The sequence below is a fragment of the Bacillus inaquosorum genome (assembly GCF_023238325.1).
Lineage (GTDB): Bacteria > Bacillota > Bacilli > Bacillales > Bacillaceae > Bacillus > Bacillus inaquosorum.
On the sequence record NZ_CP096592.1, the window covers coordinates 1,869,438 to 1,894,009 of the forward strand.

Genomic DNA, 24,572 nt, shown 5'->3' on the forward strand with positions numbered 1-24,572 from the left:
GGATGAACAAAACAGCACTAATCACCGGAGCAAGCGGCGGCATTGGCAAAAGCATAAGTGAAACCCTTGCGGCAGATGGATATAATTTGCTGCTGCATTACAATACAAATCTAAACGCGGCAGCGGAGCTTGCTGAAAAACTAAGAGAGACGTTTGGCGTGCATGCTGAAATTTTACAAGCCGATCTGTCCGCGCCAGAAGGAGCAGATAAGCTGACAGGTTCAATTGTTCAGCCGATTGATGCGATTATTTTAAATAGCGGAAGAAGCCATTTTGGGCTGATTACGGATGTGGATAATGCAACGGTCCAGGAAATGGTTCAGCTCCATGTGGCGAGTCCTTATATGCTGACGAGAAACCTTCTTCCAGGCATGATCCGGATGAAATCAGGAGCAATTGTGGCTGTCAGCTCTATTTGGGGAGAGACTGGAGCATCTTGTGAAGTGCTGTACAGCATGGCAAAGGGAGCTCAGCACTCGTTTGTAAAAGGACTGGCTAAGGAGCTGGCGCCAAGCGGAATCAGAGTAAACGCCGTAGCGCCAGGCGCGGTTGATACAAATATGATGAATCAATTCACCCCGTCTGAAAAAGAAGAGATCGCTGATGAGATCCCGATCGGCCGGCTGGCCCGGCCGCAAGAAATTGCGGATGCAACAGCTTTTCTCCTGTCTGAAAAAGCGTCATATATCACTGGCCAAATTTTGTCGGTGAATGGCGGCTGGCACTGCTGATCCGAAAATATTCGGTGTATAGTTTCTTTTGCGAAGGACACAATAATCTTGTAACTTCACATGAAATGGAGGAAACAAGCATGTCAGTATTAGAAAACTGGGATAGCTGGAAAAACTTCCTTGGCGACCGTCTGAACTATGCGCAAGATCAAGGTATGAGCCAGGATACTATTACAGATCTTGCGACAGAAATCGGCAGCTACTTGGCTAATGAAGTGGAATCTAAGAACGAGCAGGAAAAAGTGCTGGCAGATCTTTGGAGCGTAGCATCAAAAGATGAACAGCACGCCATTGCCAATATGATGGTTAAGCTTGTTGAAAATAACAGCACTCACTAGGAAGAGAGGGGATTTTTCCTCTCTTTTTTATGTTTTCCTCATCACAGCAACATTCTTCTTTCTAATTAGAGAAAAATGCTTTATGATAAAGGAAGGTAAAATTTTGCCACAATGAAGGGGGTATATCATTTGGCAAAGCTCGAATGGTATTTTGAATATGAAATTCAAGTGAACCGCCCCGGACTGCTCGGGGATATTTCATCTCTTCTTGGGATGCTTTCTATTAACATCGTAACGATAAACGGCGTCGATCTTTCCAGAAGGGGAATGCTCCTCAGGTGCCGCCATATAGATCAAATTAAACGATTAGAATCAATCTTAAAAACGATGGAAACAATTAAAGTAACGAAGCTGAGAGAACCGAGGCTTCGCGACCGTCTTGCCGTACGCCACGGCCGCTACATTCAAAGGGATGCCGATGACAAGAAAACGTTCCGCTTTGAACGGGACGAGCTAGGCTTATTAGTCGATTTTATGGCCGAACTGTTCAAAAAAGAAGGCCATAAGTTAATCGGAATTCGTGGTATGCCGCGTGTCGGGAAAACTGAATCAATTGTGGCCTCCAGCGTGTGTGCAAGCAAAAGGTGGCTTTTTGTGTCATCAACCTTGCTGAAGCAGACGATAAGAAGTCAGCTGATTGCCGATGAATACAGCACTGAGAATGTCTTTATCGTTGACGGAATTGTGTCAACACGAAGAGGGTCAGAACGCCATCTCCAACTGGTCAGAGAAATTATGAGGCTGCCTGCAACAAAAGTGGTGGAACATCCAGACATATTCGTTCAAAATACAGAGTATACACTAGATGACTTTGATTATATTATTGAACTGAGAAATGACCCTGATGAGGTTATTACATATGAACATGCCGAGGAACCCCAAATGTTTGATCAATCCGGGTTTTCAAGCTTTGATTTTTAAAATTGGAAGGTGTTTGTTGTGACTGAACTAGGAATCCGGCTCAAAGAAGCCAGAGAGGAAAAAGCAATGTCATTGGATGATCTCCAAGCGGCAACAAAGATTCAAAAAAGGTATTTAACCGCCTTGGAGGAAGGAAACTATGACATTATTCCGGGGAAGTTTTATGTTCGGGCATTCATCAAGCAATATGCAGAAGCCGTCGGGCTAGATGCGGATCAGCTGTTTGAGGAACATAAAAAAGATATCCCGAATACGTATCATGACGATGTGTCTGAAAAGATCTCCGGCATGAATCTTCAAAAGGAAATGCCAAAGCCAGCATCTAAGGCGCTGGAGCTGCTGCCAACAATACTTGTGATTCTCGGCGTGATTGTCGTAATTGCGATTGTGTACGCGATCATTCAATTTGCGAATCATAAAAACAGCGATGATAACAATGCGGCATCTGAAAAATCAATTACGCAAAGTGAAAGCAAGTATGAAATCCCTAAAGATTCAACGCTAAAAGAGAATCAAAATAACAGCTCTGAAAAAGAGGCAGACACTAAAAAAGAAACAAAAGAAAATGAAGATAAAAAAGAAGAAAGTGACAGTGATAAACTGGAGATTAAAGCGGCTGGCACTGAAGGATCGTTAACGACTTATGAAGTGTCCGGCGCTGATAAAATCGAGCTTGAACTGAAGGCATCAGACAGCTCTTGGGTTCGAGTGCGCGATGAAAACAGCAGCTCGTTAAAAGAGGGAACGCTGAAAAAAGACGAAACCTATAAAAAAGACATAACTGATCAGAAACAAGTTGAAATCCGCACAGGATATGCACCTAATCTGAAAATAAAAATCAACGGTAAGGTTCTTTCATATGAACTTGATCCGAATGATGTGATGGCACAAACCATTAAGATTGTAAATAAAAAGGAAGAAAAGTCATCTTAATTACCAGATGACTTTTCTTCACGTCCGAGTATGAAACTGGAGGGGCTTTATGTTTAACTTACCAAATAAAATCACACTAGCTAGAATCGCATTAATCCCAATCTTCATGATTATCATGCTGGCGCCGTTTGACTGGGGCAGGCTCGAATTTGGAGACGAATCGATCCCGGTCGCACACTTGGCGGGCGCTATTTTATTTATTATTGCATCCACAACAGACTGGGTGGACGGGTATTATGCCCGAAAACTGAATCTCGTGACAAACTTCGGGAAATTTCTTGATCCGCTTGCGGATAAACTGCTTGTATCCGCAGCGTTAATTATCCTTGTTCAATTTGATCTTGCTCCAGCTTGGATGGTCATTGTGATTATCAGCCGGGAGTTTGCCGTGACAGGTTTAAGGCTTGTCTTAGCCGGAACAGGAGAAGTAGTAGCTGCTAATATGCTTGGTAAAATTAAAACCTGGGCACAAATCATTGCGGTTTCCGCATTGCTTCTTCATAATCTTCCATTTGAACTTGTGTCATTCCCGTTTGCTGACTTAGCGTTGTGGGTAGCTGTCTTCTTTACTGTCGTATCAGGCTGGGAATATTTCTCTAAAAACTGGGAAGCGCTAAAAACATCTAACTAAGAAAGAAGGACTTACGTCATGGAATTTCCAAAAAAAGCAGAAATTATTGCAGTCGGTTCAGAGCTGTTGCTTGGCCAGATCGCAAATACAAATGCTCAATTTATCAGTAAACAGCTCGCTGAGATCGGAGTTAACGTATTTTATCATACAGCAGTCGGAGATAATCCGGAGCGGCTGAAGCAAGTCATCCGCATTGCTGAAGAACGCTCTGACTTCATTATTTTTTCAGGAGGTCTCGGACCGACAAAAGATGATCTGACGAAAGAAACGATTGCAAACGCGCTGGGACGTCCGCTCGTATTAAATGATGAAGCGTTCCAATCCATTGAGGACTATTTCAAACGAACAAAACGCACGATGTCACCTAATAACCGCAAACAGGCGCTTGTGATCGAAGGATCTGACGTACTGGCGAATCACTTTGGAATGGCGCCGGGAATGCTCACAGAACATGAATCGCGCTTTTATATGCTTCTTCCTGGGCCGCCAAGCGAGTTGCGTCCAATGTTTGAAAATGAAGCAAAGCCTCTTCTGCTGAAAAAGATGGGCTCAAATGAAAAAATTGTTTCAACTGTTCTTCGCTTTTTCGGTATCGGCGAATCTCAGCTTGAAGCCGATTTGGAAGACATTATTGATGCACAAACGAACCCGACAATCGCTCCTTTGGCGGCTGACGGTGAGGTGACGCTGCGACTGACAGCCAAACATGCTGACGAAAAGGAAACAGAGCGTCTGTTAAAAGAAACAGAGGCTGTTATCTTAGAACGAGTCGGTGAATTTTTCTATGGCTACGATGATACTTCCCTTGTAAAAGAGCTTTCTAAAGCATGTAAGGAAAAAGGCATTACGATTTCCGCGGCGGAAAGCTTTACCGGCGGGCTGTTTTCTGAATGGCTGACGGATCTTAGCGGTGCTTCAAAATTATTTGCCGGCGGCGTCGTTTGCTATACAAACGACGTGAAGCAGAATGTGCTTGGCGTCAAGAAGGAAACATTAGATCGTTTTGGCGCGGTCAGCAAGGAGTGTGCATCAGAGCTGGCAAAGGGTGTTCAAAAACTCACTGGCAGCGACATCGGCATCAGCTTTACCGGTGTAGCAGGACCTGATACTCAAGAAGGGCATGAGCCTGGACATGTGTTTATTGGCATTTCAGCAAATGGAAAAGAAGAGGTTCACGAGTTTCACTTTGCGGGCTCCAGAACGGGAATCAGAAAACGAGGCGCTAAATACGGCTGCCATTTAATCTTGAAGCTTTTAGAGCAAAAATAATATTTTCAGCACATTATCCTCCTAAGAAAACATGATTTCTCTGATGCATTATGATATTTTGATAGAAATCACGCCAGCAAAAAATCCGAATATGCGTTCGCTTTTTTCTTGGCAAATCCCTTCAAACAGGGTATAGTATATGTAGTGGTAACATAAAGGAGGAAAAAATAGAATGAGTGATCGTCAGGCAGCCTTAGATATGGCTCTTAAACAAATAGAAAAACAGTTCGGTAAAGGTTCCATTATGAAACTGGGAGAAAAGACAGATACAAGAATTTCTACTGTCCCAAGCGGCTCCCTCGCTCTTGATACGGCACTGGGAATTGGCGGATATCCGCGCGGACGGATTATTGAAGTATACGGTCCTGAAAGCTCAGGTAAAACAACTGTTGCGCTCCATGCGATTGCTGAGGTTCAGCAGCAAGGCGGACAAGCCGCGTTTATCGATGCGGAGCATGCGTTAGATCCGGTATACGCGCAGAAGCTCGGAGTCAACATCGAAGAGCTCTTACTGTCTCAGCCTGACACAGGCGAGCAGGCGCTTGAAATTGCGGAAGCGCTGGTTCGAAGCGGTGCAGTTGACATTGTCGTAGTCGACTCTGTGGCAGCTCTCGTTCCGAAAGCGGAAATTGAAGGCGACATGGGAGATTCACATGTCGGTTTACAAGCACGCTTAATGTCTCAAGCGCTTCGTAAGCTTTCAGGAGCCATTAACAAATCGAAGACAATTGCGATTTTCATTAACCAAATTCGTGAAAAAGTCGGCGTTATGTTCGGAAACCCGGAAACAACTCCTGGCGGCCGTGCGCTGAAATTCTACTCTTCCGTGCGTCTCGAAGTGCGCCGTGCTGAACAGCTGAAACAAGGCAACGACGTAATGGGGAATAAAACGAAAATCAAAGTCGTAAAAAACAAGGTAGCTCCGCCGTTCCGTACAGCCGAGGTTGACATTATGTACGGAGAAGGCATCTCAAAAGAAGGCGAAATCATTGATCTTGGAACTGAACTTGATATCGTGCAAAAAAGCGGTTCATGGTACTCTTATGAAGAAGAGCGTCTTGGCCAAGGCCGTGAAAATGCAAAACAATTCCTGAAAGAAAATAAAGATATCATGCTGATGATCCAGGAGCAAATTCGTGAACATTACGGCTTGGATAATCACGGCGTAGTGCAGCAGCAAACTGAAGAGGCACAAGAAGAACTCGAATTTGAAGAATAAAAATATAATAAGTTTGAAATGATACAAAAGGCTGAGTGAAAAACTCAGCCTTTTTGTATTTTGCAAAAAAATGATAAAAATATTGCTTTTTTTGACAACTTTTTCAGTGCTTTATTCGTCTAACAAAACGTGTGCAAAATGGAATTTATTTTGGGAGGAAAAAATGAATGACAAGCCCAACCCGCAGGAGAACTGCAAAACGCAGACGGAGAAAACTAAATAAAAGAGGCAAACTTTTGCTTGGTCTTTTAGCAGTGATGATTTGCTTTACGATTTGGAATGCGCTTCATCGAAATAGTGAAGAAAACGAGCCATCTCAAGAAACTGCAGCAGTTTCAGATACCAGTCAGAAAAAAGAAGTCAAAAAGAAAACCGCCAAAAAAACAAAGGAAGAACAAATCAAAACAGTCGATCGTAATCAAAAAATAAGCAATTATTTAAATGAGATCGGTTTCAGCGGAACAGCCATGATTGTCAGAAATGGAGAAATTGTAACAAGTAAAGGTTTTGGTTATGCAGACCGTAAACATCACATTCAAAATAATCCATTGACATCTTTTTATATCGGTTCGTCACAAAAAGCGCTGATTGCAACCGCAATTTTGCAGCTTGAGGAAAAGGGGAAACTTCAGACAAGTGATCCGGTAAGCGCGTATTTACCTCATTTTCCTAACGGACAAACGATTACTTTGAAGAATCTGCTTACACATACATCGGGAATAAACGGACATATTGAAGGAAACGGCGCAATCACTCCGGAAGATTTAGTAAAAGACATAGAACGTCAGGGAATCAAACGCCAGCCGGGCGTATGGGACTATAAGGATTCCAACTATTCTGTTCTCGCTTATATTGTTGCTGAAGTGAGCGGCGAGTCCTATGAACAATACATAACGAATCATATTTTTAAACCGGCGGGAATGACGCATGCAGGCTTTTATAAAACATATAATAAAGAACCTTATCCTGCTGTCGGGTATAAGCTGAAGGGCGGCAGAGCGTTTACGCCGTATATGCCTGATTTATCCCAGCTGTATGGGGCCGGTGATATATATATGAGTGCTATAGATATGTACAAATTTGACCAAGCGCTGATAGACGGCAAACTGTACTCGCCAAAAAGCTATGAAAAGATGCTGACACCAGGGAGCAGCTCTACATACGGTATGGGATTTTATGTTGCTCCCGGAAGCTATTCAAACCATGGTGTCATGCCGGGCTTCAACATCTTGAACAGCTTTAGCAAATCTGGGCAAACGATTGTAGTTTTGTTCTCAAACATTCAAAATAACGCTAAACTCGGCCAAGTGAACAATAAAATATACCAGCTTTTGAATCAAGAATAATTCATGATCTTCTTTTGGAAGGGTTGCATTCGGCACGCTAAAAGGCATCTGGTCGCAATCGTTAAGATGGCAAGCTTGACAAGTATTTCCGACACATTTACAATGAAGTTGTAACATTTGTTTTTTTAACATGATTGTTAAACCATTTAAACTTGACAAGGGCGATGAAAATACTCATTCCCTGTGAAGGTTCTGTATGTTGAGAAAACTAGACAATGTACATGCCGACACTTATTTAAGCAACAACCAAGTTCATAGCAAGAGGAGGTGAAAGTATGACCCCAATTATGATGGTTCTCATCTCCATTTTGCTGATTCTACTCGGTTTAGTTGTTGGCTACTTTGTTCGTAAAACCATTGCCGAAGCGAAAATTGCGGGCGCACGCGGTGCAGCCGAGCAAATTCTTGAAGATGCAAAGCGTGATGCTGAAGCACTGAAAAAAGAAGCTCTGCTTGAAGCAAAGGATGAAATCCACAAACTTCGAATAGATGCTGAACAGGAAGTTCGTGAAAGACGAAATGAGCTTCAAAAACAAGAAAACCGTTTACTCCAAAAGGAGGAAAACCTTGATCGCAAACATGAGGGAATTGATAAACGGGAAGCGATGTTGGAGAAGAAAGATCATTCTCTGAATGAACGACAACAACATATTGAAGAGATGGAAAGCAAAGTGGATGAGATGATTCGTATGCAGCAGTCAGAGTTGGAACGAATTTCGAGTCTGACTCGTGATGAAGCAAAACAAATCATTCTTGAGCGGGTTGAAAACGAGCTTTCACATGACATCGCCATCATGACAAAAGAAACTGAAAACCGTGCGAAAGAAGAGGCGGATAAGAAAGCGAAAAACATTCTTTCACTCGCCTTACAGCGCTGCGCAGCGGACCACGTTGCCGAAACAACGGTATCAGTTGTCAATCTTCCAAATGATGAGATGAAAGGACGTATCATCGGACGGGAAGGGCGTAACATTCGTACGCTTGAAACGCTGACAGGTATTGACCTGATTATTGATGATACACCTGAAGCTGTCATTCTTTCCGGATTTGATCCGATCAGACGTGAGACAGCAAGGATTGCTCTTGATAAACTCGTTCAGGATGGCCGTATTCATCCGGCACGGATTGAAGAAATGGTTGAAAAATCTCGCCGCGAGGTCGATGACTATATTCGTGAGATGGGTGAGCAAACGACATTTGAGGTTGGCGTTCACGGCCTCCACCCAGATCTCATCAAGATCCTCGGCCGCTTAAAGTTCCGTACAAGCTACGGTCAAAATGTGCTCAAGCATTCCATGGAAGTCGCATTCTTGGCCGGTCTAATGGCATCGGAGCTTGGAGAAGACGCAAAGCTTGCTAAACGTGCGGGCCTTCTTCACGACATCGGAAAAGCAATTGACCATGAAGTAGAAGGAAGCCACGTTGAAATCGGGGTAGAGCTTGCGACCAAATATAAAGAGCACCCAGTCGTGATTAATAGTATTGCATCACACCACGGGGATGAAGAGCCGACTTCCATTATCGCTGTGCTGGTAGCTGCAGCAGATGCACTTTCCGCTGCAAGACCTGGCGCAAGAAGTGAGACGCTCGAGAATTATATTCGAAGACTTGAAAAGCTCGAAGAAATTTCTGAGTCCTACGAAGGTGTAGAAAAATCATTTGCGATTCAGGCTGGACGCGAAGTGCGCATTATGGTGAAGCCGGATTCAATTAATGATCTTGAAGCTCATCGACTGGCGCGAGATATCCGTAAGCGAATTGAGGACGAGCTCGATTATCCAGGTCATATTAAAGTGACGGTAATCAGAGAAACTCGAGCCGTAGAGTATGCAAAATAAAGTGATGCGCTAAGCATCACTTTATTTTTTTGACGGCCAAGGAATTTTCAAGAAGAAAGGATTTACAAAATGAGAATTTTATTTATCGGAGATGTTGTCGGTTCACCGGGCCGTGACATGGTCAAAGAATATGTACCAAAGCTAAAAACAAAATATAAGCCTCACTTTACCATTATTAATGGTGAAAATGCTGCACATGGAAAAGGCCTGACAGAAAAAATTTATCACAGCTTAATCCAAGCCGGTGCAGATGCAATCACAATGGGGAACCACACATGGGATAAAAAAGAAATTTTCGATTTTATAGATGACGTTCCGAACTTGGTTCGTCCCGCAAACTTTCCAGAGGGAACACCGGGAAAAGGGATAACCTATGTGAAAGCAAACGGCAAAGAGCTTGCCGTTATTAATTTACAGGGACGCACGTTTTTACCGCCGCTTGATGATCCGTTTTTAAAAGTGGATGAATTGATTGCCGAAGCTGCGAAAAGAACACCGTACATTTTTATCGACTTCCATGCTGAAGCGACAAGTGAGAAGCTCGCACTTGGCTGGTACACGGATGGACGGGCATCAGCTGTTGTTGGAACTCATACACACGTGCAAACAGCGGATAACCGCATTTTGCCGAAGGGTACAGCATATATTACTGATGTAGGAATGACTGGCCCATATGACGGTATACTGGGGATGGACAGAGAGACAATTATCAAGCGCTTCAAAACAAACCTTCCAGTGCGTTTTACTGTCGCTGAAGGAAAAACAACACTGAGCGGTGTTGTCATCGACATCGACGATCAAACGAAAAAAGCCGTTAAAATCGAACGTATTTTAATCAATGATGATCACATGTTCTTTGAATAATTGAACATATGGTTATTTTATAAAAATATTAAAAAGAAAAGCAGGAATATAGCAACTCCTTAGTGAATATAGTAAAAATGGAAGGTAGCCCGCTATTTTTGAAAAGCATTGTGGGGATGGCTTTTTGGATAGCAACATCTAATAATGATTGTTCTAATGAACACTCACTTATCCATTGTAAAACTAAGGGGGAGCAGAAATGGAAATCTTAAAAGTTTCAGCAAAATCGAGTCCAAATTCAGTGGCAGGTGCGCTTGCAGGTGTGTTAAGAGAGCGAGGGGCCGCCGAGATTCAAGCAATTGGAGCGGGTGCATTAAACCAAGCTGTAAAAGCTGTGGCGATTGCCAGGGGATTTGTGGCGCCTAGCGGCGTAGATTTGATTTGTATTCCGGCTTTTACTGATATTCAAATCGATGGTGAAGAAAGAACGGCGATTAAATTAATCGTGGAGCCTCGCTAAAAACAAATAAAGTATTCTCAACCTGTTTGCCTCATGCAAACAGGTTGTTTTTCATTTATTGTGATATTTTCTTCCGATAGTATTTTCGGCATATAAATGACGGGAATACAAAAGTCAGAAATGAACTAGAACGTTTCAGAAAAAAATTTCGCCCATTTTTCAAGACGGATACTTTTGTCTTTCTCAGAAAGACAGTGCTATTTACGCTTATTCCATATCATGGTACAATCCGAATGTAACAAGAATTTTTCAAGGAGGATTGTACATGCAGAGTGGAAAGATGAAAGCTCTAATGAAAAAGGACGGGGCGTTTGGTGCTGTGCTGACTGAAGTTCCCATTCCTGAGATCGATAAACATGAAGTCCTCATAAAAGTAAAAGCTGCTTCCATATGCGGCACGGATGTGCATATTTATAATTGGGATCAATGGGCACGTCAGAGAATCAAAACACCTTATGTTTTCGGCCATGAGTTCAGCGGCATTGTTGAAGCTGTAGGAGAGAATGTCGGCAGTGTAAAAGTGGGGGAGTATGTGTCTGCTGAAACGCATATTGTCTGCGGTGAATGTGTCCCTTGCGTAACCGGAAAATCTCATGTTTGTACCAATACTGCTATTATCGGGGTGGACACGGCAGGCTGTTTTGCGGAGTATGTAAAAGTCCCCGCTGATAACGTTTGGAAGAATCCCGCCGATATGGACCCAGCGATTGCTTCCATTCAAGAGCCTTTAGGAAATGCGGTGCATACAGTACTCGAGAGCCAGCCGGCAGGAGGGACGACTGCAGTCATTGGATGCGGACCGATTGGTCTTATGGCTGTTGCGGTTGCAAAAGCAGCAGGTGCTTCTCAGGTGATTGCGATTGATAAAAATGAATACAGGCTGGCGCTTGCCAAACAAATGGGAGCTGCACGTACTGTTTCTATTGAAAAAGAAGATCCGCTCAAAATTGTAAGCGCTTTAACGGATGGGGAAGGAGCGGATCTCGTTTGTGAAATGTCGGGCCATCCTTCAGCGATTGCCCAAGGTCTTGCGATGGCTGCGAATGGCGGAAGATTTCATATTCTCAGCTTGCCGGAACATCCAGTGACAATTGATTTGACGAATAAAGTGGTATTTAAAGGACTTACGATCCAAGGAATCACAGGAAGAAAAATGTTTTCGACATGGCGGCAGGTGTCTCAATTGCTCAGATCAAACGTGCTCGATCTTTCACCTGTCATTACCCATCAGTTTCCGTTAGAGGAGTTTGAGAAAGGATTCGAACTGATGAGAAGCGGCCAGTGCGGAAAAGTGATTTTAATTCCATAATAGGGGGATAAACATGACGAAGGAATTTGAGTTTTTAAAAGCAGAGCTTGATAGAATGAAAGAAAACCATACATGGCAAGAGATAAAACAGCTTGAATCAATGCAGGGACCTTCTGTCACAGTAAATCACAAAAACGTCATTCAGCTTTCTTCTAATAACTACCTCGGATTTACTTCACACCCAAGACTCATCAAAGCCGCGCAGGAGGCTGTTCAGCAATTTGGAGCCGGCACCGGATCAGTGAGAACGATTGCCGGTACACTTACAATGCATCAAGAGCTTGAGCAAAAGCTGGCAGCCTTTAAAAAAACGGAGGCGGCACTTGTATTCCAATCAGGCTTTACAACCAACCAAGGCGTACTTTCAAGTATTCTTTCAAAAGAAGATATTGTCATCTCAGATGAATTAAACCATGCCTCTATCATTGACGGAATCAGGCTGACAAAGGCGGATAAAAAGGTGTATCAGCATGTTGATATGAGTGATTTAGAGAGGGTGCTGAGAAAGTCAATGAATTATCGGATGCGTCTGATTGTGACAGACGGCGTATTTTCCATGGATGGCAACATAGCCCCTTTGCCTGATATTGTATCGCTCGCTGAGAAATATGACGCATTTGTGATGGTGGATGACGCCCATGCATCCGGAGTGCTTGGCGAAAACGGGAGGGGAACGGTGAACCACTTCGGTCTGGACGGCAGAGTCCATATTCAGGTCGGAACGCTAAGCAAGGCAATCGGAGTGCTCGGCGGCTACGCTGCCGGTTCAAAGGTGCTGATCGATTATTTGCGCCATAAAGGCCGTCCGTTTTTATTCAGCACGTCCCATCCGCCGGCTGTCACCGCAGCTTGTATGGAAGCGATTGATGTCTTGCTGGAGGAGCCGGAGCATATGGAGCGCTTATGGGAAAATACAGCCTATTTTAAATCAATGCTTATGAAAATGGGTTTGACTCTCACGCAGAGTGAAACGCCGATTCTTCCGATTTTAATAGGTGATGAAGGTGTTGCAAAGCAATTTTCTGATCAGCTCCTTTCGCGCGGCGTTTTTGCCCAAAGCATCGTTTTTCCGACTGTTGCAAAGGGGAAAGCCAGAATTCGCACGATTATTACTGCTGAGCATACCAAAGAAGAACTGAATGAGGCGCTTGACGTCATCAAAAAGACGGCTGAAGAACTCCAGCTATTGTAAGAGGAAGAGTATACTCTTCCTTTTTTTATTCCTTATTGATTATTATTCTCAATGAGTGTACAATGATAGGTTGCCAGTTGTGCAGAGCTTCAATAACCTTTATACTGGAGGGTGGAAGTTTGGTTTGAAAGGAGAAATCATGACATGAATGAAAAACAAAAATTAGAGAGCGGACAAGTTAATCCATCGGACAAAAAATCCGAGAAGGATTACAGCAAGTACTTTGAAGCTGTTTACATTCCGCCTTCCTTAAAAGATGCGAAAAAACGAGGCAAGGAAGCCGTTACTTATCATAATGACTTTAAAATTTCTGAACAATTTAAAGGGCTGGGAGACGGAAGGAAGTTCTATATCCGTACGTACGGCTGCCAAATGAATGAACACGATACAGAGGTTATGGCAGGGATTTTTATGGCGCTCGGTTACGAAGCGACAAACTCTGTTGACGATGCCAATGTCATTTTGTTAAATACATGCGCAATCCGCGAAAATGCCGAGAACAAGGTGTTTGGTGAGCTGGGGCATTTAAAAGCGCTGAAAAAAAATAATCCCGATCTGATTTTAGGCGTGTGCGGCTGTATGTCCCAAGAGGAATCAGTCGTGAACCGGATTTTGAAAAAACATCCGTTTGTCGATATGATTTTCGGAACGCATAACATCCATCGCCTGCCAGAGCTTTTGTCAGAAGCATACCTTTCAAAAGAAATGGTCATAGAAGTTTGGTCCAAGGAAGGGGACGTTATTGAAAACCTTCCGAAAGTCCGGAACGGAAAAATTAAGGGCTGGGTCAATATCATGTACGGCTGTGACAAATTCTGTACGTATTGCATTGTGCCTTACACACGCGGAAAAGAAAGAAGCCGCCGCCCTGAAGAGATCATTCAGGAAGTGAGAAGCCTCGCAAGCGAAGGCTACAAAGAAATTACACTATTAGGCCAAAACGTAAACGCGTACGGAAAAGACTTTGAAGATATGACGTACGGTCTCGGTGATTTGATGGATGAACTGAGAAAAATCGATATCCCGAGAATCCGTTTTACAACGAGTCATCCGCGTGACTTTGACGACCGCCTTATTGAAGTGCTGGCAAAAGGCGGCAACCTGCTTGATCACATTCATCTTCCGGTTCAATCAGGAAGCTCAGAGGTTCTGAAACTGATGGCCCGCAAATATGACAGAGAGCGTTATATGGAGCTCGTTCGAAAAATTAAGGAAGCAATGCCGAATGCATCTTTGACAACGGACATTATCGTCGGATTCCCGAACGAAACGGACGAACAGTTTGAAGAAACGCTTTCTCTTTACCGTGAAGTGGAGTTTGACAGCGCCTATACGTTCATTTACTCTCCGCGTGAGGGCACTCCGGCTGCCAAAATGAAAGATAATGTACCGATGCGCGTGAAAAAAGAACGTCTGCAGCGTCTGAACGCACTGGTGAATGAAATTTCTGCTAAAAAAATGAAGGAATACGAAGGCCAGGTTGTCGAAGTATTAGTTGAGGGTGAAAGCAAAAATAACCCTGATATTCTTGCCGGCTACACTGAAAAAAGCAAGCTTGTCAATTTCAAAGGGCCGAAGGAAGCAATCGGCAAAATCGTCCGCGTGAAAATCCAGCAAGCGAAAACATGGTCGCTTGACGGAGAAATGGTAGGAGAAGCAATCGAGGTGAAATAAGATGACGCTCTACTCAAAAAAAGACATTGTGCAGCAGGCACGAAACCTTGCAAAAATGATCTCTGAAACAGAAGAGGTTGATTTTTTCAAACGGGCTGAAGCGCAAATCAATGAGAATGACAAAGTGTCTGCAATCATTAATCAGATTAAAGCCCTGCAAAAGCAAGCTGTCAATCTGAAGCATTACGAAAAGCATGAAGCGCTCAAACAAGTAGAAGCAAAAATTGACGCGCTGCAAGAAGAGCTTGAAGAGATTCCTGTCATCCAGGAATTCAGAGACTCGCAGATGGAGGTAAATGACCTTCTGCAGCTCGTTGCACACACCATTTCCAACCAAGTCACAAATGAAATCATCACATCAACCGGAGGAAACCTTCTGAAAGGGGAAACCGGTTCAAAGGTGAAGCATTCAAATAACAGCTGTTCTTTCTAAACACGGTGCCTTTACAGGCCCGTGTTTTTTTAGACTTATGCGGCTAAAAATGAACTAAAAAATCTATGTACCAAATGTTCAAATTGTTTTTTGGGGTTCTCACCCGCGAAGAAACTTTATCGCACTTATAAGTAAAGTTTCTGGGCGCGCCTGCATACAATGGAACAGAAACTTTGTATTTTTATATTTTAATTATAAAAATGCACACTAGACAAATGCCCAGCATAAGATAACACGAAGAAGAACAAGGAGGCATGCCGGAATGTCTGAATACAGGGAAATTATTACGAAGGCGGTAGTAGCGAAAGGCAGAAAATTCACCCAATGCACCAATACCATCTCCCCTGAGAAAAAACCGAGCAGCATTTTGGGTGGTTGGATCATTAACCACAAGTATGACGCTGAAAAAATCGGGAAAACAGTAGAAATTGAAGGGTATTATGATATAAACGTATGGTACTCTTACGCGGACAACACAAAAACAGAGGTTGTCACAGAACGGGTGAAATACGTAGATGTCATTAAACTCAGATACAGAGACAACAATTACTTAGATGATGAGCATGAAGTGATTGCAAAAGTCCTTCAGCAGCCTAACTGTCTTGAAGTGACCATTTCACCGAATGGAAATAAAATTGTTGTGCAGGCAGAAAGGGAATTTTTGGCGGAAGTGGTGGGAGAAACAAAAGTTGTTGTTGAGGTTAATCCTGACTGGGAAGAAGAGGACGAAGAAGATTGGGAAGATGAGCTTGATGAAGAGCTGGAAGACATCAATCCTGAATTTTTAGTGGGAGATCCTGAAGAATAAAAAAGGGACTAGGGGAGGCAGTACCCCCAAGTCTCTTTTTTATATTGATATATCATTCTTTTATCACTTTTTGTTTATGTTATAATGAAGGCTGGAAAATAGAAACGTTGATACATAGTGAGGGATTAAACAATGGCCGGTTATACGCCTATGATACAGCAATATTTAAAAATAAAGGCAGAGCACCAGGATGCCTTTTTATTTTTTCGCCTTGGTGATTTTTACGAAATGTTTTTTGAGGACGCCAAAAAAGCGTCACAAGAGCTGGAAATTACATTAACGAGCAGAGATGGCGGTGCGGCTGAAAAAATACCGATGTGCGGTGTGCCGTATCATTCTGCTTCTGCGTATATTGAGCAACTTATTAAAAAAGGGTACAAAGTGGCGATCTGTGAACAGACGGAAGATCCGAAAGCCGCAAAGGGCGTCGTGAAACGGGAAGTGGTTCAGCTTATTACGCCCGGAACAGTAATGGACGGTAAAGGCATCCATGAATCAGAAAACAACTTTATCGCATCTGTTTCCGTCTGCTCGAACGGATACGGACTGGCGCTGTCTGATTTAACAACGGGAGAAAATTTGGCTGTCTTGATTGAACGGCTTGAAGACGTCATATCAGAAATTTATTCAGTCGGTGCACGGGAAATCGTCGTTTCAGGAAGCATGGATCCCGATAAGGTCGTACAGCTGAAAGAGCGGTGCGGTGCAACGATCTCAATTGAAGACGGAGAAACAGACGAACACGTAACGATCATTGAGCACTTAAATAATGAAGATGTAACAAAAACATTTTTGCGCTTATATACGTACCTGAAAAGAACCCAAAAGCGCAGTCTTGATCATCTTCAGCCCGTGCAGGTGTATGAGCTTGAGGAAGCGATGAAAATTGATTTGTACTCAAAGCGAAATCTGGAGCTCACTGAAACGATCCGTTCGAAAAATAAAAAAGGCTCTCTTTTGTGGCTGCTGGATGAAACGAAAACTGCCATGGGAGGCAGGCTGCTTAAACAGTGGATTGACCGGCCGCTCATCAGAGTCAATCAAATCGAAGAGCGCCAAGAAATGGTGGAAACATTGATATCCCATTTCTTTGAACGGGAAGATCTGCGTGAACGTTTAAAAGAAGTATATGACTTAGAACGCCTTGCAGGCCGTGTTGCATTCGGAAATGTCAATGCACGGGATTTAATTCAGCTGAAGGAATCGTTAAAGCAAGTGCCTGGTATCAAACAGCTGGTTGCTTCACTGGCTCATGACAAAGCTAAGGAACGTGCGGAACGGATTGATCCTTGCGGGGATGTGCTTGAATTGCTGGAAGAAGCGCTGTACGCTAACCCTCCTTTATCGTTAAAAGAAGGGAACCTGATTAAAGACGGATACAATCAAAAGCTCGATGAATACCGTGATGCAAGCAGAAACGGAAAGGACTGGATTGCCCGCCTGGAACAGCAGGAGCGTGAATACACAGGCATTCGCTCTTTAAAGGTCGGCTTCAATAAAGTTTTCGGTTATTATATTGAAGTGACAAAAGCGAATTTGCACTTGCTTGAGGAAGGGCGCTATGAGAGGAAGCAGACGTTAACGAATGCAGAGCGCTACATCACACCTGAATTAAAAGAAAAAGAAGCGCTCATTTTAGAAGCGGAAAATAACATCTGCGAACTGGAATACGAGCTGTTCACCGAACTGCGTGAGAAAGTGAAGCGGTATATTCCGCGTCTGCAGCAGCTTGCCAAACAGATGAGCGAGCTTGATGCACTTCAGTGCTTTGCGACAATCAGTGAAAATCGTCACTATACGAAACCGGAGTTCTCTGAAGATGAAGTCGAAGTGATTGAAGGCAGACACCCAGTTGTTGAAAAAGTCATGGATAGCCAGGAATATGTCCCGAACAATTGTATGATGGGCGATAACAGACAAATGCTTCTCATTACCGGTCCAAACATGTCAGGGAAAAGTACGTATATGAGACAAATCGCGCTCATTTCCATCATGGCGCAAATCGGCTGCTTTGTACCCGCGAAGAAAGCGGTGCTTCCGATTTTTGATCAAATCTTCACTCGAATCGGCGCTGCAGATGATTTGATTTCCGGACAAAGTACATTTATGGTGGAAATGCTTGAAGCCAAAAATGCAATTGTCAATGCGACGAAAAACAGCCTTATTCTGTTTGACGAAATCGGCCGGGGAACGTCCACTTATGACGGCATGGCGCTGGCACAAGCGATTATCGAATACGTTCACGATCATATCGGCGCCAAGACGCTGTTCAGCACACACTATCACGAGCTGACCGTTCTTGAGAACAAGCTGCATCAGCTGAAAAACGTTCATGTGCGTGCAGAGGAATATAATGGAACGGTTGTCTTTCTTCATCAAATAAAAGAAGGGGCAGCCGACAAAAGCTACGGTATCCATGTAGCCCAGCTTGCCGAGCTGCCGGAAGATCTCATTTCGCGCGCTCAAGATATTTTAAAAGAGCTTGAGCATTCAGGGAACAAACCGGAAGTGCCAGTGCAGAAGCAGAAGCCCGAGGTGAAAGAAGAGCCGGCACAGCTATCCTTTTTTGATGAAGCGGAAAAGCCTGCTGAAGCGCCGAAGCTTTCAAAAAAAGAAAAGCAAGTGCTTGATGCCTTCAAATCACTTAATATATTAGATATGACACCGCTTGAAGCGATGAATGAAATGTACAAGCTGCAAAAGAAATTACATTAAAACGGGGTGATGAATGTGGCAAAAGTCATCCAGCTGTCAGATGAGCTTTCAAATAAAATAGCGGCGGGCGAGGTTGTGGAACGGCCCGCCTCAGTCGTCAAAGAATTGGTGGAAAATGCGATCGACGCTGACAGCACAGTCATTGAAATCGATATTGAGGAAGCAGGTCTTGCATCCATTCGAGTGTTGGATAACGGCGAAGGAATGGAAAATGAAGATTGCAAGCGTGCTTTTCGACGCCACGCAACGAGTAAAATTAAAGATGAAAATGATTTATTCAGGGTGAGAACGCTTGGTTTTAGGGGAGAAGCACTGCCGAGTATCGCGTCAGTCTCTCATCTGGAGATTACGACAAGCACCGGTGAGGGAGCAGGGACGAAGCTCGTCCTCCAAGGAGGAAATGTCATTTCTGAATCACGTTCCTCAAGCAGAAAGGGAACTGAAATCGTCGTTTCTAACCTGTTTTTTAACACACCGGCCCGCTTGAAATATATGAAAACCGTTCATACAGAGCTTGGAAATATCACTGATGTAGTCAACCGTATTGCACTGGCGCATCCGGAGGTATCAATCCGCCTGCGCCATCATGGGAAAAACCTGCTTCAAACGAACGGAAACGGAGATGTGCGTCATGTCCTGGCAGCGATTTACGGAACGGCTGTCGCCAAAAAAATGCTTCCGCTGCATGTGAGCTCTTTGGATTTTGAAGTAAAGGGATATATCGCTCTCCCAGAGATTACACGGGCGTCGAGAAATTATATGTCGTCTGTGATCAATGGCCGTTACATTAAAAATTTCCCGCTCGTCAAAGCGGTCCATGAAGGATACCATACCCTTCTGCCCATTGGGCGTCATCCGATTACCTTTATAGAAATTACGATGGACCCGATTTTAGTCGATGTCAACGTGCACCCATCGAAGCTTGAGGTTCGTCTCAGCAAGGAAACAGAGCTACATGACTTAATTCGTGACGGAATTAAAGATGTATTTAAACAGCAGCAGCTGATTCCGAGTGCCCAGCTCCCGAAAAAATCGGCACCTGTCATCAAAAATGAGCAACAGTTCATAACCTTTGATGAAAAGCCTGCGGAAAGAAAAGTTCCGGAAAAAGCGCCTGCGCCATCTTATTCCCCAATGAAGCTCAGCTCAGTCGTGAAAGAGCCGGTTGATGCGGAGGAAGAATTGCCTCCTCTCCAATTTAATGCTCCTCCTATCGTTGATGAGGAACAAAGCATTGAGGTGCCTGATGTTTCAGAAGAACAGCCTGAAGCATTTGAGCAAGAATACCATCAAGAAGAACAGCCTGAGCCAACGTCTGAGCGGGTTCCGATTATGTACCCGATCGGCCAAATGCATGGGACTTATATATTGGCACAAAACGAAAACGGCCTGTATATTATCGACCAGCACGCCGCCCAAGAGCGTATTAAGTACGAATACTTCCGTGAAAAGGTGGGAGAGGTTGAACCTGAGGTGCAGGATATGATCGTGCCGCTGACGTTCCACTACTCCACGAACGAGGCATTGATTATTGAACAGCACAAACAAGAACTCGAAAGCGTCGGTGTTTTTTTAGAGTCATTCGGCTCAAACAGCTACATCGTCCGCTGCCACCCGGCCTGGTTTCCAAAGGGGGAAGAAGCTGAGCTGATTGAAGAAATCATTCAGCAGGTGCTCGACTCCAAACATATTGATATTAAAAAACTGCGCGAGGAAGCGGCGATTATGATGAGCTGCAAGGGCTCCATCAAAGCGAACCGCCACCTCAGAAATGACGAAATCAAAGCGCTTCTGGACGACCTCCGAAGCACATCAGATCCATTTACATGCCCGCACGGCCGGCCGATCATCATACACCATTCGACATATGAGATGGAAAAGATGTTCAAACGCGTGATGTAGCGGGGGTTGGCGGAGGGGAATACCCCCTTTGCCCATATTTTGCCCATACATTTTTCAAGCATTGAGATATTCTTCGAATTGATCAATGCTTTTTTTATTGTGTTTTTTCAGTGAAATGAATTTAAACATCTGCAGTTATCTTGACTGTAGTATGACCAAGTCGTTCACTTACATATTTAAGATCTGCACCACTTTCTAACAGCATGATTGCATGAGTATGCCTTAGACCATGTGGGGTTTTATGATGCAAATCTGTTTTATCTAGAACTGCGTCTATTACTTTATTAATTGCGTAAGGCCCAAAATCTTCCCCCTTTGGAGTTGTAATAAAGAAAGGGGAGTCATCATATTTTTCGCCGTACGTTTCCTTGTTATTTCTTGTCAGCCTTTATATTTTGTTAATTCGTTAACTAAAGTGACTAGGGGATGAAATCGTCAGGGCAGTCGTTCTTTGGTGGATACAGTGATGTTGCCAACACTTACGGTCAGGGTTTGTAAGGGGCCAATAGGACCGAATTGGAACCATCAGACATTACCTGTTTCAGTGATTTTCAAACAGGAACCGAATCAGTTGCTGGCTTGCTAGCTGAACCCGGCGTGTATAGAGTGGTCTCATGGGGTTCCCAATCGGGTGGACAGAATTTAAGGATTAGGCAACTGTTGTGCAAGCAGATTTGTCCGATATTTAGATTCATAAAGGGATTTTATGATTAAAAAATATAATTTCACTTTTTTGTGATTTAATATGATTATAAATTATAAAAGGGTGGTTTTCTTGGCTGTTTTAGTAGAAAAACTAGTTGATTTAGAATTGACTTTGCTTTATAGTACGTCGCTTAAGGAACTGAAGCAGTGAGGTATAATACTGACCAACAATGTTGTTGGGGAGCTTTGAGAATACGTGATCCGGAATGTATCTTCTACATCAAGAGGTTTTTAAAAGAGCAAAACATGAAGAATTACATACTATTCGTGACCAGTATCAACTCAGGGCTCCGCATATCGGATATTCTGCAGCTGAGAGAAAGAGACGCTAAACGATCTCATAGAGAAGAAAACGAAAAAGAAAAAAGAGAATCGATATGACGCCAGCCCTTCAAAGGGAATTTAAGGCCTATGTGGGGTTAGATGACATTGGCACGCATACATTGAGGAAAACATTCGGCTATCAATTTTACAAACAAAGGACGTTGCTATGCTGCAGGAGATATTTAATCACTCAGACCAACGGACAACCCTGCGATACATCGGAATCAATTAAGGCGCCATGAACAACGCTATGAAGAAATTTAAAATATAACCAGGCTCATCCAAAACAACAAGGATGAGTCTTTTCTTTAAATCTTAATAAAAAGGTATGGAATTCATTTATGAGATAACTTCAAAAAGAGAGGGTAAGTGATCGGCAAATATATAGTATTTGATTAATTGCTAAATCCTTATATAAAAAATGGTCTTAAGGAAAATGTTTGAAATAGCATAACTTGTACTATTTGTCCAAACAAAATTGTTAAAAGATTATACCTTATATGGAATAAAAATTATTGATATGAAGGAGTGAATAATTCGTGGAAAAGAGAAAGAAAAAGCGGCCGGATCAAGAGCAGGAACCTATTTTAATTAGTATTATCAACTTTAATGACTCTGCAATTTCTATTGATGGCAGTAATGCTGCTGAGTGTAATGATGACAGTGCAGTTGCCCAAGGTCATAGTAGTGCTTCAGATAACCCGATGGATAGTGCAGTTGCTCAAGATTACAGTAATGCATCTAGGGACCCTGAAGACAGTAATTTTGATCAATCTGTAAAAACCAAAAAGGATTAATATAAGGGAGGTTATTATATGTTTTTTGATGATAAATATAAAGATATAGATCATAAGGAAAAAGATAAAGAAAAAGATAAGGAAAAGTCAAAAAAATATCAAAAACAGAATCCGGTACTAATCTCGATTGGAGATTTTGCTGATACTGCAATCGCTATTAGAAATAGTAATGCAGCCGAGGATAACGACGGCAGTGCAATTGCCCAAGATTATAGTCAAGCTTCAGATAACCCAATGAAAAGCGCAGTTGCTCAAGGGCATAGTAATGCATCTCGTGATCCCGAAAATTCAGATTTTGATCAGACTGTTAAGCATAAAAAACGTAAAAAAGACACTGAATATAAGAAAGATGACGGTAAGCATAAAGGGAGTTCTAAAGTCTGGACTCCTAAACATTAGTTGAGTGCTATTTAAGGGGAATAGTGGCACCACCCTATCTACATTCTTAAACAGTAGTAGGGTGGTATCTTTTTATTAGAAAGAGGTGAAAGCACCATGTTTAATAGACCAGAAAGACATGTGGACAGGAATTTTAAAATCAATGATAGAGATTTATTAAATAAAGAAATAAAAAAGAAAATAGAAGAAGTATTAGAAGATACACCACTTCAAATAAACATTAATCTTTATTTAACGCAAGAACAAAATCCTGAACTTACAAGTATTAGCAATGTAAAGAGAGCAGCAATAGCTATGAAGGAAAGTAATGCAGCCGAGGATACGCGAGATAGTGCAATTGCTCAAGAAAAGAGTAACGCAGTTGATAAAACAATTAATTCAGGTGAAAAATACGTGAATAAACCTATTACCAAACAAAAAAGAAATAAAGTGAGTAAAGGATCAACTCCGTTCTATCCTAAATAGAGAAGGTGGTTATTCTTAAAATGGACAGTAACGGCCTATGATAGAAGCTTCATTGAAAACCACTTTATAGTGTTTCCCTAGAAATATTTAAGTAATAAGCAATAAATCAAATCGATACACGCTTTCCTAAAATCGGGAGAGCGTTTTTTATTGGGATTAATCACTTGCTAAACTGTGTACTTAGCATTTAGATTTTTTAACATTGTTTTTAATGACTCATCCAGAACTCTATGGTGAACGTTTTATTTTAATTTTTTTGAGTTCCATAAAAGATAACAGTGTGCAATTAATGTTAGGGTTTTAGCTTGAAAACAGATAGGGCAAGGGGTTGGCACAGTTCGACGAGTTGCACAGTATAAAACATATAGGGAATTGAGAAAAATAGGGTATTAAATGAAAAGGGGGTGTGGAACTTTGGAAATAGAGATAAGAAATGCTATCGAAATAGATAATAAACAATATAGTTTAAGTGATAATAAAATGGATCTATTTAAAAAAGTTATAGAGAATCTAGCCAATACAATTTTAAAGACAGATAAGTTAGAGAAAATAGTGTTTAGTGAATGCTATGAAGAAGATTTATTTGCAGTACTCAAGGTAAAAGGCAAGCCTCTCAGATATACAAATGATAGTATTGGAAAAGGTCGTGCGATGATGGTGAAGTATTTAGGAGCCGAGAAAATACAAAAAGCTACTATTGTTTATCACTCTGAAATTTTAACGGAGATGATATCTAATATTAGATCAATAGATAAAGATAATCCAAAAAACAATAGAGGTCTGAATGTCTTTTTTCATGAATTAGCTCACGTAAATGATCCAGTAAACTTTAGTGTTAATGATTTTAATGCTAAAGGAACAGATTTAGCAATAGTTCCACTAGCTCTTATGGTTTGGAAAGAATATTTTGCAAATCGAATAGCAAATGAAATGTAACTTGATCAAAATAATAAGCAGACTTTTTAATGGCGAAATGGGCAAGATCAAATAAATGACTTTGCCCATGTTTTATAAATAATCATGTTAATTCAATTCAATTATCGTAAATGTTTAGTCTGAGAAAACACTGAAATATCAGATTTTCATCAGGATTGGGTGTTATTTTGAAATCTAAAATAACATGACATATGAGATGGAAAAGATGTTCAAGTGTGATGTAGCGGGAGCATTTAGCATTGAGACATTCTTTTTCAAAGTTTTTTTGTACTCATTTGGAGTCATACATTAAGAATAGCTGTAACGTGTAAAACAATGTTTAGTGTTATACTTCGTAATGGGTTTATGGACATATCCCTTGCC

Annotated in this window: 23 protein-coding genes and 1 pseudogene; 23 read left to right on the forward strand and 1 reads right to left on the reverse strand. The window is 42.3% G+C overall.

Translation table 11 applies throughout. From position 1 onward, the window contains the following. Nucleotides 1–2: 2 nt before the first annotated feature. The 18 genes from ymfI to mutL all read left to right on the forward strand — a co-directional run bounded on the left by ymfI (nucleotide 3) and on the right by mutL (nucleotide 20,583). On the forward strand, nucleotides 3–731 hold the full coding sequence (ymfI, locus tag M1M80_RS09255; protein ID WP_060398649.1) for an elongation factor P 5-aminopentanone reductase: 729 nt from the start codon (nucleotides 3–5) through the stop codon (nucleotides 729–731). Nucleotides 732–811: 80 nt separating this feature from the next. Continuing rightward, nucleotides 812–1,069 (forward strand): DUF3243 domain-containing protein, encoded by a 258-nt coding sequence (locus M1M80_RS09260; protein ID WP_003238448.1) that lies wholly within the window; start codon nucleotides 812–814, stop codon nucleotides 1,067–1,069. A 129-nt stretch (nucleotides 1,070–1,198) separates the two neighbouring features. Beyond that, complete coding sequence (locus tag M1M80_RS09265) at nucleotides 1,199–1,990, forward strand: DUF3388 domain-containing protein (protein WP_003220998.1); 792 nt, start codon at nucleotides 1,199–1,201, stop codon at nucleotides 1,988–1,990. 18 nt (nucleotides 1,991–2,008) lie between these two features. After that, a complete protein-coding gene (rodZ, locus tag M1M80_RS09270; RefSeq protein WP_003238446.1) occupies nucleotides 2,009–2,923 on the forward strand; it encodes a cell shape determination protein RodZ in 915 nt (304 codons plus the stop codon). 49 nt (nucleotides 2,924–2,972) lie between these two features. Continuing rightward, complete coding sequence (gene pgsA, locus M1M80_RS09275) at nucleotides 2,973–3,554, forward strand: CDP-diacylglycerol--glycerol-3-phosphate 3-phosphatidyltransferase (RefSeq protein WP_003238444.1); 582 nt, start codon at nucleotides 2,973–2,975, stop codon at nucleotides 3,552–3,554. Nucleotides 3,555–3,572: 18 nt separating this feature from the next. Beyond that, nucleotides 3,573–4,823, forward strand: a complete 1,251-nt coding sequence (locus M1M80_RS09280; RefSeq protein ID WP_003238442.1) for a competence/damage-inducible protein A — start codon at nucleotides 3,573–3,575, stop codon at nucleotides 4,821–4,823. A 172-nt stretch (nucleotides 4,824–4,995) separates the two neighbouring features. Further along, nucleotides 4,996–6,042, forward strand: a complete 1,047-nt coding sequence (gene recA, locus M1M80_RS09285; protein WP_060398650.1) for a recombinase RecA — start codon at nucleotides 4,996–4,998, stop codon at nucleotides 6,040–6,042. 167 nt (nucleotides 6,043–6,209) lie between these two features. Next, a complete protein-coding gene (locus M1M80_RS09290) occupies nucleotides 6,210–7,388 on the forward strand; it encodes a serine hydrolase domain-containing protein (RefSeq protein WP_060398651.1) in 1,179 nt (392 codons plus the stop codon). Between the two features lie 275 nt (nucleotides 7,389–7,663). Continuing rightward, nucleotides 7,664–9,226, forward strand: coding sequence for a ribonuclease Y (rny, locus tag M1M80_RS09295; RefSeq protein ID WP_003221010.1), 1,563 nt, complete (start codon nucleotides 7,664–7,666; stop codon nucleotides 9,224–9,226). 69 nt (nucleotides 9,227–9,295) lie between these two features. Further along, on the forward strand, nucleotides 9,296–10,090 hold the full coding sequence (gene ymdB, locus M1M80_RS09300) for a 2',3'-cyclic-nucleotide 2'-phosphodiesterase (RefSeq protein WP_003238436.1): 795 nt from the start codon (nucleotides 9,296–9,298) through the stop codon (nucleotides 10,088–10,090). A gap of 199 nt (nucleotides 10,091–10,289) precedes the next feature. Then, complete coding sequence (spoVS, locus tag M1M80_RS09305) at nucleotides 10,290–10,550, forward strand: stage V sporulation protein SpoVS (RefSeq protein WP_003154135.1); 261 nt, start codon at nucleotides 10,290–10,292, stop codon at nucleotides 10,548–10,550. A gap of 265 nt (nucleotides 10,551–10,815) precedes the next feature. Next, complete coding sequence (tdh, locus tag M1M80_RS09310; RefSeq protein ID WP_060398652.1) at nucleotides 10,816–11,859, forward strand: L-threonine 3-dehydrogenase; 1,044 nt, start codon at nucleotides 10,816–10,818, stop codon at nucleotides 11,857–11,859. Nucleotides 11,860–11,872: 13 nt separating this feature from the next. After that, entirely contained in the window at nucleotides 11,873–13,051 is a 1,179-nt protein-coding gene (locus tag M1M80_RS09315) for a glycine C-acetyltransferase (protein ID WP_060398653.1), read from the forward strand. Between the two features lie 144 nt (nucleotides 13,052–13,195). Next, nucleotides 13,196–14,725, forward strand: coding sequence for a tRNA (N6-isopentenyl adenosine(37)-C2)-methylthiotransferase MiaB (gene miaB, locus M1M80_RS09320; protein WP_060398654.1), 1,530 nt, complete (start codon nucleotides 13,196–13,198; stop codon nucleotides 14,723–14,725). A gap of 1 nt (nucleotide 14,726) precedes the next feature. Further along, the gene (gene ricA / locus M1M80_RS09325; RefSeq protein ID WP_003238428.1) at nucleotides 14,727–15,158 is read left to right on the forward strand and encodes a regulatory iron-sulfur-containing complex subunit RicA; all 432 of its coding nucleotides are present in this window, start codon (nucleotides 14,727–14,729) and stop codon (nucleotides 15,156–15,158) included. A 262-nt stretch (nucleotides 15,159–15,420) separates the two neighbouring features. Then, a complete protein-coding gene (cotE, locus tag M1M80_RS09330; protein ID WP_003221022.1) occupies nucleotides 15,421–15,966 on the forward strand; it encodes an outer spore coat protein CotE in 546 nt (181 codons plus the stop codon). Nucleotides 15,967–16,098: 132 nt separating this feature from the next. Then, nucleotides 16,099–18,681: a DNA mismatch repair protein MutS gene (mutS, locus tag M1M80_RS09335; protein ID WP_060398655.1), complete on the forward strand. Its 2,583-nt coding sequence runs from the start codon at nucleotides 16,099–16,101 to the stop codon at nucleotides 18,679–18,681. A gap of 15 nt (nucleotides 18,682–18,696) precedes the next feature. Continuing rightward, on the forward strand, nucleotides 18,697–20,583 hold the full coding sequence (mutL, locus tag M1M80_RS09340) for a DNA mismatch repair endonuclease MutL (protein ID WP_060398656.1): 1,887 nt from the start codon (nucleotides 18,697–18,699) through the stop codon (nucleotides 20,581–20,583). A 121-nt stretch (nucleotides 20,584–20,704) separates the two neighbouring features. On the opposite strand, the gene M1M80_RS09345 is transcribed toward mutL, so the two are convergent. Next, nucleotides 20,705–20,968: a tyrosine-type recombinase/integrase gene (locus M1M80_RS09345; RefSeq protein ID WP_080429008.1), complete on the reverse strand. Its 264-nt coding sequence runs from the start codon at nucleotides 20,966–20,968 to the stop codon at nucleotides 20,705–20,707. Between the two features lie 506 nt (nucleotides 20,969–21,474). On the opposite strand from M1M80_RS09345, the pseudogene M1M80_RS09350 reads away from it, so the two are divergent. The 5 genes and pseudogenes from M1M80_RS09350 to M1M80_RS09370 all read left to right on the forward strand — a co-directional run bounded on the left by M1M80_RS09350 (nucleotide 21,475) and on the right by M1M80_RS09370 (nucleotide 24,209). Beyond that, nucleotides 21,475–21,844: pseudogene (locus M1M80_RS09350) on the forward strand (tyrosine-type recombinase/integrase). A 307-nt stretch (nucleotides 21,845–22,151) separates the two neighbouring features. Continuing rightward, nucleotides 22,152–22,409 (forward strand): hypothetical protein, encoded by a 258-nt coding sequence (locus tag M1M80_RS09355; protein ID WP_060398657.1) that lies wholly within the window; start codon nucleotides 22,152–22,154, stop codon nucleotides 22,407–22,409. Between the two features lie 18 nt (nucleotides 22,410–22,427). Beyond that, nucleotides 22,428–22,808: a hypothetical protein gene (locus M1M80_RS09360; RefSeq protein ID WP_060398658.1), complete on the forward strand. Its 381-nt coding sequence runs from the start codon at nucleotides 22,428–22,430 to the stop codon at nucleotides 22,806–22,808. A gap of 96 nt (nucleotides 22,809–22,904) precedes the next feature. Next, the gene (locus tag M1M80_RS09365; protein ID WP_003238415.1) at nucleotides 22,905–23,273 is read left to right on the forward strand and encodes a hypothetical protein; all 369 of its coding nucleotides are present in this window, start codon (nucleotides 22,905–22,907) and stop codon (nucleotides 23,271–23,273) included. A gap of 414 nt (nucleotides 23,274–23,687) precedes the next feature. Beyond that, nucleotides 23,688–24,209: a hypothetical protein gene (locus M1M80_RS09370; protein WP_248596964.1), complete on the forward strand. Its 522-nt coding sequence runs from the start codon at nucleotides 23,688–23,690 to the stop codon at nucleotides 24,207–24,209. Nucleotides 24,210–24,572 lie beyond the last annotated feature (363 nt).

What these genes read in the sequence shown, in the direction of transcription:
- ymfI (WP_060398649.1), top strand. Translation starts at nt 3, where the DNA reads ATGAACAAAACAGCACTAATCACCGGAGCAAGCGGCGGCATTGGCAAA.
- spoVS (WP_003154135.1), top strand. Translation starts at nt 10,290, where the DNA reads ATGGAAATCTTAAAAGTTTCAGCAAAATCGAGTCCAAATTCAGTGGCA.
- cotE (WP_003221022.1), top strand. Translation starts at nt 15,421, where the DNA reads ATGTCTGAATACAGGGAAATTATTACGAAGGCGGTAGTAGCGAAAGGC.
- tdh (WP_060398652.1), top strand. Translation starts at nt 10,816, where the DNA reads ATGCAGAGTGGAAAGATGAAAGCTCTAATGAAAAAGGACGGGGCGTTT.
- miaB (WP_060398654.1), top strand. Translation starts at nt 13,196, where the DNA reads ATGAATGAAAAACAAAAATTAGAGAGCGGACAAGTTAATCCATCGGAC.
- M1M80_RS09290 (WP_060398651.1), top strand. Translation starts at nt 6,210, where the DNA reads ATGACAAGCCCAACCCGCAGGAGAACTGCAAAACGCAGACGGAGAAAA.
- M1M80_RS09360 (WP_060398658.1), top strand. Translation starts at nt 22,428, where the DNA reads ATGTTTTTTGATGATAAATATAAAGATATAGATCATAAGGAAAAAGAT.
- ricA (WP_003238428.1), top strand. Translation starts at nt 14,727, where the DNA reads ATGACGCTCTACTCAAAAAAAGACATTGTGCAGCAGGCACGAAACCTT.
- rny (WP_003221010.1), top strand. Translation starts at nt 7,664, where the DNA reads ATGACCCCAATTATGATGGTTCTCATCTCCATTTTGCTGATTCTACTC.
- M1M80_RS09365 (WP_003238415.1), top strand. Translation starts at nt 22,905, where the DNA reads ATGTTTAATAGACCAGAAAGACATGTGGACAGGAATTTTAAAATCAAT.
- mutS (WP_060398655.1), top strand. Translation starts at nt 16,099, where the DNA reads ATGGCCGGTTATACGCCTATGATACAGCAATATTTAAAAATAAAGGCA.
- M1M80_RS09280 (WP_003238442.1), top strand. Translation starts at nt 3,573, where the DNA reads ATGGAATTTCCAAAAAAAGCAGAAATTATTGCAGTCGGTTCAGAGCTG.
- M1M80_RS09260 (WP_003238448.1), top strand. Translation starts at nt 812, where the DNA reads ATGTCAGTATTAGAAAACTGGGATAGCTGGAAAAACTTCCTTGGCGAC.
- M1M80_RS09315 (WP_060398653.1), top strand. Translation starts at nt 11,873, where the DNA reads ATGACGAAGGAATTTGAGTTTTTAAAAGCAGAGCTTGATAGAATGAAA.
- ymdB (WP_003238436.1), top strand. Translation starts at nt 9,296, where the DNA reads ATGAGAATTTTATTTATCGGAGATGTTGTCGGTTCACCGGGCCGTGAC.
- pgsA (WP_003238444.1), top strand. Translation starts at nt 2,973, where the DNA reads ATGTTTAACTTACCAAATAAAATCACACTAGCTAGAATCGCATTAATC.
- recA (WP_060398650.1), top strand. Translation starts at nt 4,996, where the DNA reads ATGAGTGATCGTCAGGCAGCCTTAGATATGGCTCTTAAACAAATAGAA.